At 68.2% G+C, this 15,537-nt stretch carries 14 protein-coding genes; 13 read left to right on the top strand and 1 reads right to left on the bottom strand.

Going from position 1 to position 15,537, the window contains the following annotated elements:
• Nucleotides 1-9: 9 nt before the first annotated feature.
• Nucleotides 10-1,431 carry a UDP-N-acetylmuramate:L-alanyl-gamma-D-glutamyl-meso-diaminopimelate ligase gene (gene mpl, locus M8A51_RS04195; protein WP_251776868.1) on the top strand — a complete coding sequence of 474 codons (1,422 nt, stop codon included), beginning with the start codon at nucleotides 10-12 and terminating at the stop codon, nucleotides 1,429-1,431.
• 22 nt (nucleotides 1,432-1,453) lie between these two features.
• Here the strand turns inward: mpl and M8A51_RS04190 are convergent, their stop codons facing one another.
• Nucleotides 1,454-4,162 (bottom strand): zinc-dependent metalloprotease, encoded by a 2,709-nt coding sequence (locus tag M8A51_RS04190; RefSeq protein ID WP_251776867.1) that lies wholly within the window; start codon nucleotides 4,160-4,162, stop codon nucleotides 1,454-1,456.
• A 205-nt stretch (nucleotides 4,163-4,367) separates the two neighbouring features.
• On the opposite strand from M8A51_RS04190, the gene M8A51_RS04185 reads away from it, so the two are divergent.
• The 12 genes from M8A51_RS04185 to M8A51_RS04130 all read left to right on the top strand — a co-directional run bounded on the left by M8A51_RS04185 (nucleotide 4,368) and on the right by M8A51_RS04130 (nucleotide 15,536).
• Nucleotides 4,368-4,958: a YqiA/YcfP family alpha/beta fold hydrolase gene (locus tag M8A51_RS04185; RefSeq protein WP_251776866.1), complete on the top strand. Its 591-nt coding sequence runs from the start codon at nucleotides 4,368-4,370 to the stop codon at nucleotides 4,956-4,958.
• Nucleotides 4,959-5,030: 72 nt separating this feature from the next.
• Nucleotides 5,031-7,079, top strand: a complete 2,049-nt coding sequence (locus M8A51_RS04180; protein WP_251776865.1) for a ribonuclease catalytic domain-containing protein — start codon at nucleotides 5,031-5,033, stop codon at nucleotides 7,077-7,079.
• Between the two features lie 6 nt (nucleotides 7,080-7,085).
• Nucleotides 7,086-7,937, top strand: a complete 852-nt coding sequence (locus M8A51_RS04175; RefSeq protein ID WP_251776864.1) for an energy transducer TonB — start codon at nucleotides 7,086-7,088, stop codon at nucleotides 7,935-7,937.
• A 16-nt stretch (nucleotides 7,938-7,953) separates the two neighbouring features.
• The gene (gene aroE, locus M8A51_RS04170) at nucleotides 7,954-8,790 is read left to right on the top strand and encodes a shikimate dehydrogenase (RefSeq protein WP_251776863.1); all 837 of its coding nucleotides are present in this window, start codon (nucleotides 7,954-7,956) and stop codon (nucleotides 8,788-8,790) included.
• Nucleotides 8,790-9,536, top strand: a complete 747-nt coding sequence (gene mtgA, locus M8A51_RS04165) for a monofunctional biosynthetic peptidoglycan transglycosylase (RefSeq protein ID WP_251776862.1) — start codon at nucleotides 8,790-8,792, stop codon at nucleotides 9,534-9,536. The genes aroE and mtgA overlap by 1 nt, the downstream gene beginning before the upstream one ends.
• Nucleotides 9,537-9,628: 92 nt before the next feature.
• The gene (locus M8A51_RS04160; RefSeq protein WP_251776861.1) at nucleotides 9,629-10,237 is read left to right on the top strand and encodes a hypothetical protein; all 609 of its coding nucleotides are present in this window, start codon (nucleotides 9,629-9,631) and stop codon (nucleotides 10,235-10,237) included.
• Nucleotides 10,234-10,764, top strand: coding sequence for a TlpA disulfide reductase family protein (locus M8A51_RS04155; protein ID WP_251776860.1), 531 nt, complete (start codon nucleotides 10,234-10,236; stop codon nucleotides 10,762-10,764). Before M8A51_RS04160 ends, M8A51_RS04155 begins: the two co-directional genes overlap by 4 nt.
• A 98-nt stretch (nucleotides 10,765-10,862) precedes the next feature.
• Entirely contained in the window at nucleotides 10,863-11,306 is a 444-nt protein-coding gene (gene aroQ / locus M8A51_RS04150; protein ID WP_251776859.1) for a type II 3-dehydroquinate dehydratase, read from the top strand.
• A 107-nt stretch (nucleotides 11,307-11,413) separates the two neighbouring features.
• The gene (gene accB / locus M8A51_RS04145; RefSeq protein ID WP_251776858.1) at nucleotides 11,414-11,875 is read left to right on the top strand and encodes an acetyl-CoA carboxylase biotin carboxyl carrier protein; all 462 of its coding nucleotides are present in this window, start codon (nucleotides 11,414-11,416) and stop codon (nucleotides 11,873-11,875) included.
• A 135-nt stretch (nucleotides 11,876-12,010) separates the two neighbouring features.
• Nucleotides 12,011-13,360, top strand: coding sequence for an acetyl-CoA carboxylase biotin carboxylase subunit (gene accC, locus M8A51_RS04140; protein ID WP_251777040.1), 1,350 nt, complete (start codon nucleotides 12,011-12,013; stop codon nucleotides 13,358-13,360).
• A 129-nt stretch (nucleotides 13,361-13,489) separates the two neighbouring features.
• Complete coding sequence (prmA, locus tag M8A51_RS04135) at nucleotides 13,490-14,395, top strand: 50S ribosomal protein L11 methyltransferase (protein ID WP_251776857.1); 906 nt, start codon at nucleotides 13,490-13,492, stop codon at nucleotides 14,393-14,395.
• A 40-nt stretch (nucleotides 14,396-14,435) separates the two neighbouring features.
• Nucleotides 14,436-15,536 carry a zinc-ribbon and DUF3426 domain-containing protein gene (locus M8A51_RS04130; RefSeq protein ID WP_251776856.1) on the top strand — a complete coding sequence of 367 codons (1,101 nt, stop codon included), beginning with the start codon at nucleotides 14,436-14,438 and terminating at the stop codon, nucleotides 15,534-15,536.
• Nucleotide 15,537: the final 1 nt, after the last annotated feature.

The following is a 15,537-nucleotide window of genomic DNA, read 5'->3' as shown; positions in this document are numbered from 1 at the left end:
AATCTCCCGATGCACCTCCACATCCTCGGCATCTGCGGCACCTTCATGGGCGGCATCGCCGCACTCGCGCGCGAGGCCGGCCACCGCGTGACCGGCTGCGACGCCGGCGTCTACCCGCCGATGAGCGACCAGTTGCGCGCGCTCGGCATCGACCTGATCGAGGGCTACGGGCCTGACCAACTCGACCTGCAGCCCGACGTCTGGGTGGTCGGCAACGTCGTCTCGCGCGGCAACCCGCTCATGGAGGCCATCCTCGACGCCGGCCTGCCCTACATCAGCGGCCCGCAATGGCTGGCCGAGCACGTGCTGCAGGGCCGCCACGTGCTGGCGGTCGCCGGCACGCACGGCAAGACCACGACGACATCGATGCTGGCTTGGGTGCTGGAGCATGCCGGGCTGCAGCCGGGCTTCCTGGTCGGCGGCGTGCCGGAGAACTTCGGTGTCTCCGCGCGCCTGGGGGCCGCAGCCGCTGCGCGGGCCGCACCGCCCCCCGAGGGGACTGTCCCGTCTGGGGGCGGCCCGGTGGTGGCACGGTCCGCTCCGTTCGTGATCGAAGCGGACGAATACGACACCGCCTTCTTCGACAAGCGCAGCAAGTTCGTGCACTACCGGCCTCGCACCGCGGTGCTGAACAACCTCGAGTTCGACCACGCCGACATCTTCGAGGACCTGGCTGCGATCGAGAAGCAGTTTCACCACCTCGTACGCACGGTGCCACATTCGGGCCGGCTGGTCGTCAATGCGCGAGAGCCGGCGCTGCAGCGGGTCCTGCAGCGCGGCTGCTGGAGCGACACCGTGGCCTTCGGCGGTGCCGACGGCTGGAGCGCGGCCGGCGAACCGCATGCCTTCGACGTGCTGAAGGCCGGCCAGAAGGTCGCCCGCGTCGAGTGGGAGCTGCTAGGCGAACACAACCAGCTCAACGCGCTGGCCGCGATCGCGGCAGCCGAGCATGTCGGCGTCGCGCCAGCCGACGCCGCCCGCGCGCTGGCCGCGTTCCGCAACGTCAAGCGCCGCCTGGAGCTGCGCGGCGAAGCGAACGGCGTGAAGGTCTACGACGATTTCGCGCATCACCCGACGGCCATACGCACCACCGTCGACGGGCTGCGTCGCAAGGTGGGCGCCCAGCGCATCCTGGCGGCCTTCGAGCCGCGCTCCAACACGATGAAGCTGGGGACGATGAAGTCGCAGCTGCCTTGGTCGCTGGAACAGGCCGACCTCGCCTTCTGCCACAGCGGCGGGCTCGACTGGGATGCCGCCGAGGCGCTGGCACCGATGGGTCAGCGCGCCACGGTCGCGGACAGCGTCGATGTGGTGGTGCAGCGCATCGTTGCAGTTGCCCGGCCGGGCGACCATGTCCTGTGCATGAGCAACGGCAGCTTCGGCGGCATCCACGCCAAGCTGCTGCACGCGCTGGCCGGGCAAGCCGCCTGAGCGGCCGCACTCCGGCGCAGACTCAACTGCGACTCATCGAGGCCTTCAGCGCCTCGTTCAGCAGCGCCAGGCTGTCCTGCAGGTGCGCCTGCGTCTCGATCGAGACACGGCGGTTGGCTGCGGCCCTCTGCAGTTGAGCCTGCAACTGCGTGGCGTTGTAGCGCATCAGGCTCAGCGCATCGGGCGGCAGGCTGCTGGAGCCGCGCGTCAGCATCACGGTCATGCGCTTCAGGTGCTCACGCTGCAGGTTGCGGCGCAACCGGTCGATCTCGGCGCCCGCCTTCACCTCGCTCCAGACCGCATCCTGCAGGGTCCGGTAGACCTCCTGCAACGAGATGGCTCGCGCCGCCTTGGCGCCCAGGTAGTTCGGCAGGTCGAGCAGCCGCGTCGCGACACCGCCGCTCAGCAGGCGGTCGAGCGCCGAGGTCTGCGCGTCCAACACGGCATCGGGCACGCTGACCGGCCCCACCGCGCTGCGATCCAGATAGTCGGGCGGCAGGCTGCTGAGGAACTCGGGACGGAAGCGGAAGCTGTCGGTGCTGAACAGGCCTTCGGCCAGCAATTGCAGCGCCTCGCGCTGCTTGGCCGGGTCGACCGGGGTGTAGGTGCGCCGGCTGCTGGTGCCGGGCAGGTCGCGCACCTGCACCATGCCGCCGACGTACTTGCTGGCGAGTTCGGCGGTACGGCTCATCTGCCGGAAGCCGCTCAGCAACAGGCGGCGCTGGCGCACGGGGTCTTCGCCGTACTGCGGTTCGCGCACCTGCACACGCTGCCACAGTTCCTGCGACAGCTTCATGCGCTTGTCGGCATAGGCCAGCGGATCGTCGCCGAGGTCGAAGCGGTTCGCCAGCGGGTCGATGCCTTCGAACCCGCCGAAACCGCCGGCGTCGTAGTCGTCGGCATAGGCCAGCTCGGGCTCCACGCTGCGCGCAGCGATGCGCGCCAGCTCGGCCGCTTCTTTCTGGCGATCGATCGGCTTGTAGGCGTATTCGATGGCCCAGTAGTCGTAGGGACCCAGCGTCGTGTTGTTGTAGGCACCCTGGCGTTCGCCTTTCAACGCGAGGTTGAACGCGTTGTAGTCCATCACCGAGCCGGAGATGCCGTGCGCTTCGGTGTAGCCGCTGTCGGCCAGCTGCGAACGCTTGACGACGGTAGAGCCCTTGAAGTTGTGCTTCAGGCCGAGTGTGTGCCCGACCTCGTGCATCACGGTGTCCTTGACCACCGACTGCACGAAAGCCTCCGCCTCGGGGCTGCCGGCATTGAACTCGTCGCGCTCCTCGAGCGTGTCGAGCACGAAGTCCATCTCGCCGGCTGCCTCCATGGCGTAGTGGCACAGCTCGTCTCGCTGGCTGGTGCGCCAGCCGGCGGTCAGCTGCGCCAGCCGCTCCTGCGAACTCCTGCCGGTTTCCTCGATGAAAAAGCGGCGCGAACTGCGCGTAAAGACGTCGGCCATCGAGATGTCGGCATCGAGGATCTCGCCGGTGCGCGGGTCGGATTGGTGCGGGCCGCGCGCGAAGCCGGCGTCCGCGCCGACGTACCAGCGCACCGAGGCATGGCGCGCATCCAGCGTGTCCCAGTTTGCATCGTCCGGTTGCTGGCGCACCACTACCGCGCCCTTGAAGCCGATACGCTCGAAGGCCTTGTTCCATTCGAGCACGCCGGCCTCCACGGCGGGGCGATAGCGCACCGGAATGTTCTTGTCGAGCCAAAACACGATGGGTTCCTTCGGCTCGGATAGCGTCGCCTGCGGGTCCTTCTTCTCGAGGCGCCAACGGTTGATGTAGTGCACCCGGGGGTTGCTCTTCAGGTCGGTCGACAGGTCGGTGTGCGCGTCGGTGAAGTGGCCCAGGCGCGGGTCGGCGCGGCGCGGCTGCATCGGCTCGTCCGGCAGCTTGGTGAAGTTGTAGACGAAGCCGACGAAGAAGCTGCGCGGGTCGGGAGTGGTGGTCGGCGGGCTGGCGGAGCCGGCGCCGTTCAGCGCGGAGGCCGGGATGCGTGGCGTCGCGAAATGCATGCGCACGTTGAGCGTGCTCATCTCGGCGCTGGCCCAGGACTGCTCGAAGAAGGAATTGTTGCGGTCGAAGTTGTACGGCAGCCGGAACGCCGCTTCGATGCGTGTCGAATAGCCTGAGATGTCACCGAGCAGGAAGCTGGCGTCGATCAGCACCGAATCGCGCTCGGGATGCTCGGCGCTGGCCACCGGGGTCGATCCCAGCAGGCTGTCGGAGAAGGCCTGCGCCAGTGCCTGCTGCAGAGGCGCATTGCCGTCGGCACGGTAGCCCAGGTTGCGGGCGACCAGCTGCATCTGGTTGCCGACGCGGCGGAAGCTGGCCACCCAGCTGTCTTCCATCTGGCTGGCATACAGGCCGCGCTCGCCGACCGAGCTGTGCACGTTGACCGACAGCAGGAAAGGCTGCTCCAGCCGCTCCCGGGGCACCTCGATCCACAGCCTTTCGTCCTTGCGCCACAGCGGGAAGAAGCCGGGCGACTCGGTTGCGCCGCGAATCACGTCGGCGAAGGGCCGCAGCGACGACGTGTGTGAGCGCTCTGCCGCGGCGGACACCGGCTTCGCGCTCCCCCCGGCCGGCTGCGCCGCGTCGACAGGCGCCGCCGGATGCACCTTGCCCGGGGCCGGCTCCGACGTCGGGAACATGAGCGTCGCGCAGCCTCCGAGGGTCATCAGAGCCACGAGCCCTCCCAGGGCATGCCAGCGCGTCAACAACACTTTCACTGCAGATCCTTCGTCGTACTACCCACGCGACGCTTACACGCTCCGCCGCCGAGCTTGAAGCAGTATAGGAAGCGAAACCGGTGTCGCAGACCCCTGATCGGGGGACCCGGCCCTCGTGCATGCCAGTGCCGTGCGGTACACCACGGTTCGAGCCCCGGATAGACTGGCCTTCTTCCGTCGTTGTTCCAGCGAACCAGCTCCGGGCGTGACTTTCTCCCACCTCCTCTATTTGCACGGCTTCCGTTCTTCGCCTTTGTCTGCCAAGGCGCAGCAGGTCGCACGGCGTATCGAACAGCGGCAGGCGAGCGGGCGTCCCACCGAGTGGTGGTGCCCCCAGCTGCCGCCGTCGCCCTCGCAAGCTCTGGACATGGTGCTGCGCGGTGTCGACGCCTGGCCTGTGGAGCGCATGGGCGTGATCGGCAGCTCGCTCGGCGGCTTCTATGCGACCGTGGTGGCCGAACGGCTGGGCTGCCGGGCGGTGCTGCTCAACCCGGCCGTCGACCCGGCACGCGACCTTGCCCGTTACATCGGCGAGATCGAGGCCTGGCACACCAGCGAGCGCTTCTACTTCCGCCCCGAATACGTCGACCAGTTGCGCGAAATGGCACCGGGGCCGCTGACCCGACCGCAACGCTATCTCGCCATCATCGCCAAGGGCGACGAAGTGCTCGACTGGCATGAGATGGCGGCGCGCTACCGGGGCGGCCACATCCGCCTGCTGGAAGGCGGCGACCATGCGTTGTCGGACTTCGACACCCACCTCGACGCCGTGTTCGACTTCCTCGACCCGGTCTAGCCTCGACAAACCGCACCGGCCCGCACGGGCTTGCGCCCGGGCCGGTGCCGAAGACAGGCGACAATCCCGGTCATGTTCGCCCTCTTTGAAGACGCCGGCAAATTCCTCGCCGGCCGCGTGATGTCCGAGGCCGAGAGTTCGATGCAGGTCGAACTCGACTCCGGCAAGCGCGTCAAGGTCAAGTCCGCCAACGTGCTGCTCAAGTTCGAGCAGCCGCAACCCGCTCAGTTGCTCGCACAGGCCGAGCCGCTGGCTGCCGAGATCGACCTCGACCTCGCCTGGGAGTTCGCCCCCGACGAGGAGTTCGGCTTCATCGACATAGCACGCGACTACTTCGACGAGAAGGCCTCCACCGTGCAGCAGACCGCCGCGCTGCTGCGGCTGTTCGAGGCGCCGCACTACTTCCGCCGCGTCGGCAAGGGGCGTTTCAAGAAAGCGCCGGAAGAGATCGTCAAGGCCGCGCTGCTGGGCATCGAGCGCAAGAAGCAGCAGCAAGCCCAGGTCGACGCCTGGGCCGCCGAACTGGCCTCGGGCAGCTGCCCGCAGCCGATCCGCGAGCAGCTCTACCGGATTCTGTTCAAGCCCGACAAGAACGCCCTTGAATACAAGGCCGTGGTCGAAGCGGCCAAGCACGCACATGCCGCCCCTCTCGACCTGCTCCAGCGCGCCGGGGCGATCGACAGTGCCTATCAGTTCCACTGGCGGCGCTTTCTGTTCGAGCACTTCCCGAAGGGCTACGGTTTCCCGCCGCTGGCCGCACCCGCCGTGCCCGGCGACCTGCCGCTGGCCACGGTGCAGGCCTTCAGCATCGATGATTCCGCCACCACCGAGATCGACGATGCGCTGTCGGTTCAAGGACTGGGCAGCGGCACCGTCGTGTTCGGTGTCCACATCGCTGCCCCGGGCCTCGCGATCACGCCCGGCACGCCGTTGGACCAGGTGGCACGCAACCGCTACTCCACGGTGTACATGCCGGGCTACAAGATCACGATGCTGCCCGACGATGTGGTGCAGGCCTACACGCTGAGCGAAGGCCGCGACTGCCCGGCGGTGTCGCTCTACGTGACGCTGGACGAGGCGACACTGGACGTGAAGGCGAGCGAAACCCGGCTGGAGCGCGTGCCGATCGGCGCCAACCTGCGCCACGATCAGCTCGACGGCGTCATCACCGAAGCGTCGCTGACCGGCCAGGCGCCGGCAGATTACCCCTTTCCCGCCGAGCTGGCCTTTGCGTTCCGGCTTGCACGCCACCTGAAGGCGCAGCGCGAGGTGGTGCGCGGCAAGCCGGAGAACTTCACCCGCCCGGACTACAACTTCCGGCTCGAGGGCAACGGCAGCGGCGAGCCGACCGGCCACGAGAAAGTGATCATCGGCACCCGCAAACGCGGCGAGCCGCTGGACCTGATCGTCGCCGAAGCGATGATCCTGGCCAACAGCACCTGGGGCGGCTGGCTGGCCGAACTCGGCGTGCCGGCCATCTACCGCAGCCAGGCCAGCCTGCTGCCGGGCGTGAAGGTCCGCATGAGCACCAAGGCGCTGCCGCACGCCGGCATGGGCGTCAAGCAGTACAGCTGGGCCACGTCGCCGCTGCGGCGCTATGTCGACCTCGTCAACCAGTGGCAGATCATTGCGTGTGCGCGACACGGCCGTACCGCTCCGCTGGCGGCGCCCTTCAAGCCGAAGGACGCCGAGCTGTTCTCGGTCATCTCCGGCTTCGACGCGGCCTATTCCGCGTACAACGACTTCCAGTCCGGCATCGAACGCTACTGGACGCTGCGCCACCTGGCACAGAACGGCATCACCGAGCTGGTGGCCGCCGTGATGAAGGACGGGCTCGTGCGTGCCGAGACACTGCCGCTGGTGTTGCGGGCAGTGGGCGCCGAGAACCTGGCACGCGGCGCCCGGGTCAAGGTGCGCATCGCATCGGTCGATGAGCTGACGCTGGACGTCCACGCCAGCGTGATCGACCGGCTCGACGAGGCACCGCTGGCCGACGACACGACCGAGGACGAGGCCGAGGATGGCCAGGCGGCAGCCGGCCCGTTGTCGCTGGCCATCGACGTCGAGGACGGCGAGCCGCGCGAAGGCGACAATACCGCCGCCACCACTCCCGCCGCCTGACGACGGATGCTGAAGAACTTCACCACCCTGCAGATCGCGCTGGCGATCTCGATCGGCGTGCACGCCGTGCTGCTCGCCGTGCGCTTCGTCGACCCGGAAGGCTTCAACCGGATGTTCGAGGACACGCCGCTCGAAGTGGTGCTGGTCAACGCGCGCTCGGCCGATGCACCGGTGAAGGCGCAGGCGATCGCGCAGGCCAATCTCGCCGGCGGGGGCGAGGCGGAGAAAGGCCGCGCCACGTCGCCGCTGCCGCCGTCGGCGCTGATCGCTCTCGGCGACTCCATGGAGGACAGGCGCAAGCAGATCGAGACCCTGATGGAGCAGCAGAACCGGCTGCTGACGCAGATCAGGAACGAGCTGGCCGCGCTGCCGCCGCCCGACCCTCGCCGCGACAAGGGCTCGCCGCAGGACAAGGCGCAGGAAGACCGCCGTCGCCAGTTGCTGCGCATGCTGGCCGAGATCGAGAAGCGCATCAACGAAGAGAACTCGCGGCCGAAGCGACGCTTTATCAGCCCGAGCACGCGCGAGGAGGTCTACGCCATCTACTACGACCAGCTGCGCCGCAGGATCGAGGACCGCGGCACGCGCAACTTCCCGGAATACCAGGGCAAGAAGCTTTATGGCGAGCTGACGATGATCGTCACGGTCGACGCCTACGGCCACGTGGTCGACACCGAGATCGTGCAGCCGTCGAACTCGCGGGTGCTCGACCGCCAGGCCATGGCCATCGTGCGCGCTGCCGGGCCGTTCGGTTCCTTCTCGAGCAGCATGCGCACCAAGGCCGACCAGATCGTCGTGGTGTCGCGCTTCCGGTTCACGCGCGACGACGCGCTCGAAACCACATTGACGACCAACTGAGCTCGCACTGCGCCGCATGGATCGCTACGCCGTGGCCGGCAACCCGGTCGAACACAGCAAGTCCCCGTTCATCCACGGCTGCTTCGCCCGACAGACCGGCCAGGCGCTCGAATACACCCGCTTGCTGGTACCGCTCGACGCCTTCGTCCCGGCGGTAAAGGCCTTTGCCGCTGCAGGCGCGAAGGGCTGCAACGTGACCGTACCCTTCAAGTTCGAGGCCCATGCCGCGGCGGCGTGCAGCACCGAGCGCGCCCGGCTGGCTGGGGCCGCCAACACGCTGCGTTTCGACGCAGCTGGCTGGTTTGCCGACAACACCGACGGCGCCGGGCTGGTGGCCGACGTGCAGCGCAACGCCGGCTTCGACGTCGCCGGGCGCGACCTGCTGCTGGTCGGCGCCGGTGGCGCGGCGGCAGGCGTGCTCGGGCCGCTGCTCGAACTGCGCCCGCGCCGCGTGGTCGTGGCCAACCGCAGCGTGCACAAGGCCCAGCAACTGGTGCGCGCGCACCAGCCGCTCGCCGAGCGCTGCGGCGCCGAGTTGAGCGCAGCGGCCCTGGACGGATGCGGCACGGGCTACCAGTTGGTGCTCAACGCGACGGCCGCCAGCCTGCAAGGCGACGGCGTACCGGTGCCCGCATCGGTGCTGGCACGCGGCGCACTGGCCTACGACATGATGTACGGCCCGGCCGCCGCCGGCTTCCTGCAATGGGCCGCAGCGCATGGTGCGACCGGCCGCGACGGCCTCGGCATGCTGGTTGAACAGGCCGCCGAAGCCTTCTTCGTCTGGCGCGGCGTGCGGCCCGACACGACACCGGTGCTTGCCCAACTGCGCAGCGCATCCGCCCGGGCCTCGTGATGAAGCCGCTCTGGTCCGCCGCCGGTCGGTTGCTGGTGCTGTGCGTGCTCGCCGGGCTGGCGCTGCAGTTGTACTTCCTGCTGCGCATCGTGCTGATGACGGTGATCGACCCGCAGTCGACCAGCTTCCAGCGCGCAGAGGCCGTCCGCATCGTCGGCGAAAAAGGGGCGCTGCCCTGGCGCCAGGCCTGGCGCGACTACGACGACATCTCCGATCACCTGAAGCGTGCCGTGATCGCATCGGAGGACGCCGGCTTCACCGAGCACGACGGTATCGACTGGGACGCGATCGAGAAGGCCTGGGAACGCAACGCGCGTGCGCAGGAGCGCACGGCCCGTCTTGCGCAGCGGCAGAAGAAACCGCCGGCACGACCGCCGAAGATCGTCGGCGGCTCGACCATCACGCAGCAGTTGGCGAAAAACCTGTTCCTGTCCGGCGAGCGCAGCTTTCTGCGCAAGGGCCAGGAATTCGTCATCACCTTCATGCTCGAAGCCGTGCTGAGCAAGCGCCGCATCCTCGAGATCTACCTGAACAACGTCGAGTGGGGCGACGGCGTCTTCGGCGCGGAAGCGGCCGCGCAACATTACTTCCGTGTCGGCGCCGACCGGCTGACACCCTACCAGGCCGCGCGTCTGGCGGTGATGCTGCCGGCACCGAAGCGCTTCGAAAAGCGCCCCGGCTCGGCCTATGTGTCCGGGCGCGCCGGCACCATCGTGGCTCGCATGGGCGCAGTCCAGCTGCCATGACCGCCAGCGAACACCCCAAAGGCAGCAGGCCCGCAGCCGAGGTGCGCGCGCGGCCCGCTCCTAGAATGCCGGTTGCCCTGCCCCGCCTGCCCATGCCCGCATCCCTGTCCCCGCTTGCTGCCGAAATCGCCGCCACCGCCGCACGGCTGATCGTGGAGGAAGGCATGGAGTACGGCCCCGCCAAGCGCAAGGCGGCCAAGCTGCTGTCCAAGCGCACGCTGGCCAGCGTGGACCTGCCGGGTAATGACGCGGTCGAGGACGAGGTGCGCGCTTACATCGACATCTTTTGCGCCGACACGCAGCCCGCCGAACTGGCCGCGCTGCGCGCCATCGCACTGCGCTGGATGGAGCGGCTCGCCGAATTCCGGCCGTATCTGGCCGGCGCCGTATGGAATGGCACCGCGACGCGGCTCAACGACGTCTGGCTGAACCTGTTCTGCGACGATTCCAAGTCTGCCGAGATTCGCCTGATCGACCGCGGCATGGACTACGAGGTCGGATCGGTCCAAGGCTTCCGCGGCGAACAGGTCGACGTGCTGACGCTGACCGAGACCAGCCACGAGCTGAGAGCACGCGTGTCGGTGCACCTCGTCGTCTACGACCTCGACGATCTGCGCGGCGCCTTGAAGCCGGACGCTCGCGGGCGCACCGAACGCGGTGGCGTCGAAGCCGTCCGCGCCCTGGTCGAGGCCGGCTCATGAACCGCCGCCAGTGGACCATCGCCGCCGGCGCCGGCGTGATGGCGGCGGCAGGCGGCACCGGCCTGGCGCTGTGGCAGCGTCGCGGCGAGCCTGCTGCCGCCACCGACGCCGACGCGCTGTGGCGGCATGATTTCGAAACGCCGGACGGCGCGGCGCTGTCGATGCGCCAGCTGCGCGGCCGCCCTTTGGTCGTGAACTTCTGGGCCACCTGGTGCGCCCCCTGTGTGCGCGAGATGCCGGAGCTGGACCGCTTCCACCGGCAGTTCCGCCCACACGGCTGGCAGGTGGTCGGGATCGCGATCGACCAGCGCGAGCCGGTGCAGGCCTTCTTGCGCAGGCTGCCGGTGGGCTTTCCGATCGGCCTGGGCGGTTTCGCCGGCATGGAACTCGTGCGCGCGCTGGGCAACCCCCACGGAGGACTGCCGTTCACGGTGATGATCGACGCCGCGGGCCGCAGCGTGCGGCGCAAGCTGGGCGAGACCAGCCTCGAGGAACTCGCCGGCTGGGCCCGCGACCTCGGCACCTAGCGGGCGCCCACCATGAAACAATTTCTCGACATTTGCGCCCATTTGCGCGTAAAGTCTCGCCTTCTCAGCTAGAAGGCCGTCCCGACGACCCCACGCCGATGTCCATCCTCGTTCTGCACGGTCCCAACCTGAACCTGCTCGGCACTCGGGAGCCGCAGGTCTATGGCTCGGTCACTTTGCCTCAGATCGACGCAGATCTGAAGAAGTTGGCCGCGGATCGTGGGGTAGCGCTGGATCACCTGCAGAGCAATCATGAAGGGATGCTGATCGAGCGCGTGCATCTGGCACGCACCGACGGCACCCGCTTCATCATCATCAACCCCGCCGCCTACACCCACACCAGCGTGGCCTTGCGCGACGCGCTCGCGGCCGTGGCCATTCCGTTCATCGAGGTGCACCTGTCCAACGTGCACCGCCGTGAGGCCTTCCGCCACCACTCCTATTTCTCGGACCTGGCCGAAGGCGTGATCTGCGGGCTGGGCGCAGCGGGCTACCGCGTGGCGCTCCAGCACGTGCTCGAAAAGCTGGCCCCCGCGGCCTGACATAATCCCCGGTTTTATTCGAGATCGCAGCGGTTGATCGCAGATGCGCGCCTGGTTGGCGCCCGATTACCGCGGTTCGAAGACAAGAAGCAAAGTTGGAGAGCACCATGGATCTACGCAAGCTCAAGACCCTGATCGACCTGGTCTCTGAGTCGAACATCTCCGAACTGGAGATCACCGAGGCCGACGGCAAGGTGCGCATCGTCAAGTCGGACGGGCAAGCCCCGGCCGTGGCAGCCCCCGTCATGATGGCAGCGCCGGCGGCGGCGCCGGCCTCGGCAGGTACTGCAGCACCCGCCGCGGCAGCTCCCGCGGCGGCGGCTCCGGTCGAAACCGGTCATGTCGTCAAGTCGCCGATGGTCGGCACCTTCTACCGCTCCTCCAGTCCCGGTGCCAAGCCGTTCGCCGAACTGGGCCAGCAGGTCAAGGAGGGCGAGCCGATCTGCATCATCGAGGCGATGAAGATCATGAACGAGATCGAGGCCGACAAGTCGGGCACGGTCACCAAGATCCTCTGCGAGAACGGGCAGGCCGTCGAATACGGGCAGCCGCTGTTCGTGATCGAGTGAGGGCAGGAACGCCTCCGACCCTCTAACCGCTGATCGCCCGAGAGCGCGCTCAGCGACCCAGCCAGCTTGGCGCAGCGGCGAAGCGAAGCACCGATGGATGCCCCGGCACCGGACCAGCTCGTCGCGGAGATCACGATGTTCAAGAAGATACTGATTGCCAACCGCGGAGAGATCGCCCTCCGCATCCAGCGAGCCTGCCGCGAGATGGGCATCAAGTCGGTCGTCGTCTACTCGGAAGCCGACCGGGATGCCAAATACGTGAAGCTCGCCGACGAGGCGGTGTGCATCGGCCCTGCCGCATCGAGCCAGAGCTATCTCAACATGCCGGCCATCATCTCGGCCGCCGAAGTGACCGACGCCGAAGCCATCCACCCCGGCTATGGCTTCCTGTCCGAAAACGCCGACTTCGCGGAGCGCGTCGAGCAGAGCGGTTTTGCCTTCATCGGGCCGACGCCCGACTGCATCCGCCTGATGGGCGACAAGGTCTCGGCGAAGAACGCGATGATCAAGGCCGGCGTGCCCTGCGTGCCCGGCTCCGAGGGCGCACTGCCCGAAGACCCGAAGGAGATCATCAAGATCGCTCGCGCCGTCGGCTACCCCGTCATCATCAAGGCGGCCGGCGGCGGCGGTGGGCGGGGCATGCGCGTCGTGCACACTGAAGCTGCGCTGATCCATGCGGTGCAGACCACCCGTTCCGAGGCCGGTGCGGCCTTCGGCAACCCGTCGGTCTACATGGAGAAGTTCCTCGAGAACCCGCGCCACATCGAGATCCAGGTGCTGGCGGACCAGCATCGCAGCGCGGTCTACCTCGGCGAACGCGACTGCTCGATGCAGCGGCGCCACCAGAAGATCATCGAGGAAGCGCCGGCGCCCGGCATCCCCCGGCGTGTCATCGAGAAGATCGGCGCGCGCTGTGCAGACGCCTGCCGCAAGATCGGCTACCGCGGCGCCGGCACCTTCGAATTCCTGTACGAGAACGGCGAGTTCTATTTCATCGAGATGAACACCCGTGTGCAGGTCGAGCATCCGGTGACCGAGCTGGTGACCGGCATCGACATCGTGCAGATGCAGATCCGCGTCGCGGCCGGCGAGAAGCTGCCGTTCGCACAGCGTCACATCGAGATGCGCGGGCACGCGATCGAGTGCCGCATCAATGCCGAAGACGCGTACAAGTTCACGCCCTCGCCCGGTCGCATCACCATGTGGCATCCGCCCGGCGGCCCTGGCGTGCGCGTCGACTCGCACATCTACACCAATTACTTCGTGCCGCCCAACTACGACTCGATGATCGGCAAGATCATCGTGCACGGCGATACGCGCGAACAGGCGCTGGCGCGCATGAGCATCGCGCTGTCGGAGACGCTGGTCGAGGGCATCCAGACCAACATCCCGTTGCACCGCGAGCTGCTGGTCGATGCCAAGTTCGTCGAAGGCGGCACCAGCATCCATTACCTCGAAGGCTGGATGAGCCAGCACAAGCGCTAGTGATCGGCTCCCCCCCTTCGCGCCTCGCGCGCCCCCGCGCGGGGGCGCCACTGGCAGACCGGCGGAGCCGGACCTGCGGTGTCTGCTCGAATGTGGTTCGTGCTGGCTATGGCGCGGTGGAGTACTCGCATGGTTGAACTGCTGCTGCTGGCCGGTGAGGCGCTCGTCGAAACGGTCTCGGACGCGCTGATGGAGCTGGAGGCGCTGTCGGTGTCGGTCGAGGACGCCGATGCAGACACCGACGCCGAGCAGGCGCTGTTCGGCGAGCCGGGCATGCCAGCACCGAAAGGCGGCTGGCAGCGCTCGACGCTGCGCGCTCTGTTCCCCGGCGAGGCGGAAGCCACCGAAGCCGCGACACTGCTGCTGGCCCAGCCTTGGGCCCACGACGTCCACGTTGTCGCGCTGCAACCGGTGCCGGAGCAGGATTGGGTGCGACTGACCCAGTCGCAGTTCGCGCCGGTCGAGATCACGCCGGAGTTCTGGATCGTGCCGACCTGGCACGAGCCGCCGGCTGCAGCACAGCGCGTGATCCGGCTCGACCCGGGGCTGGCCTTCGGCACCGGCACCCACCCCACCACCCGCATGTGTCTGCGCTGGATTGCGCGGCATGCCGGGTCGCACGCGTCCGCGTGGCATCGCGTGCTCGACTACGGTTGCGGTTCCGGCATCCTCGCGATCGGTGCGGCGCTGCATGGAGCGCGCCAGATCGACGCGGTCGACATCGACACCGCGGCGGTCGAGTCGACACGGGCCAACGCGCGGGCCAACAGCGTTGCGCTGAATGCCGGCCTGCCCGAACTTGCGCAGGGCAGCTATCCGCTGGTGCTCGCGAACATCCTCGCGACGCCGCTGAAGCTGCTCGCACCGCTGCTGTGCGCCCATGTCGCGACCGAAGGGCACCTGGTGCTCGCAGGCATCCTCGAGCGGCAGGCCGACGAGCTGACCGCGGCCTACGCCCCCTGGTGCGAGCTGCGCGTCAGCGACCGCGAAGAGGGCTGGATCCTGATGACGGCGCGCTTCGACACACCGGCGTGAGGGGGCCGGAATTGCCGACCCTGATGGCATCATTCGCGCCATGAGTCTTGCCACCCGTTGCCCTGCCTGCAGCACCACCTTTCGCGTGGTGCAAGACCAGCTGAAGGTCTCGGAGGGCTGGGTTCGCTGCGGGCGCTGCAACGAGGTCTTCAATGCAATAGAGGGGCTGTTCGACCTGGACCGCGACAGCGCGCCGACGGTCCCGACGCCCTTGAAGGACCGACCAGTGGCTGCAGCGGGTGGCGGGGCCGTCGTGCGCGAGACCACACCACCACCACCGCCACCACCGCCACCGCCCCAACCACAGGCTGCTCCGTCGCCGCCCCCCTCCCCGACACCACCCCAGCCCGCCGTGGCGGACGGCGAAGAAGCACCCACCGCCTACGAAGTGCTCGACTCCCGCTTTCTGAACCGCAGCACCTACGGAGCGCGCAAGGCACCGGACTTCGACGACGGTTTTGCCGATGCGCGCTTCGACAGCACGCTCGAAGGCCACGAACTCGAGTCACAAGCGGTGGCCGCCGGCGTTGGTGCATGGCAGCCGAAGCCTGGCGGCGACGCGCGCCGCAAGAGCCGATCGCGTTCTTCTTCGTCGCCGCGGGACAAGCGCGGCAAGCCGGACGTGGCCAACGCGCCCGAGTTCCTGCGCAAGGCCGAACGCGAGGCACGCTGGCAGCGTCCCTGGGTGCGAACCGTGCTGGGTCTGATGACGCTGCTGCTGCTGGCAGCGCTGCTGCTGCAGGCCGCTCACCATCACCGCAACTGGCTCGCTGCAACCCGGCCGGCGACGCGACCGTGGCTGGCCCGTATCTGCAACCTGGCCCGATGCACGATCGGCCCATGGCAGAACATCGACGCCGTCGCGATCGCCGGCAGCAGCCTCTCGCCCGGCGCCGCCACCGACAGCTACCGCCTGACGGTGCTGCTGCGCAACGACGCCGCGGTCCCGGTCGCGCTGCCGGCCATCGATCTCAGTCTGTCCGACTTCAATGGCCAGCTCGTCGCGCGCCGTGCGCTGTCGCCGGCCGACTTCCGCGCCAACGACGCCATAGGCGCACAAGAAGAGGTTTCGCTCGAACTCGAATTCAGCAGTCCCGGTCGACGCGTCGCGAGTTTCACCGTCGGCGCCTTCTACCCCTGAC

It is taken from the genome of Caldimonas mangrovi (genome assembly GCF_023721835.1).
In the GTDB taxonomy this organism is placed as follows: domain Bacteria; phylum Pseudomonadota; class Gammaproteobacteria; order Burkholderiales; family Burkholderiaceae_C; genus Caldimonas; species Caldimonas mangrovi.
Note: the sequence above shows the minus strand (reverse complement) of the source record. Positions and strands in the feature narration are given on the sequence as shown.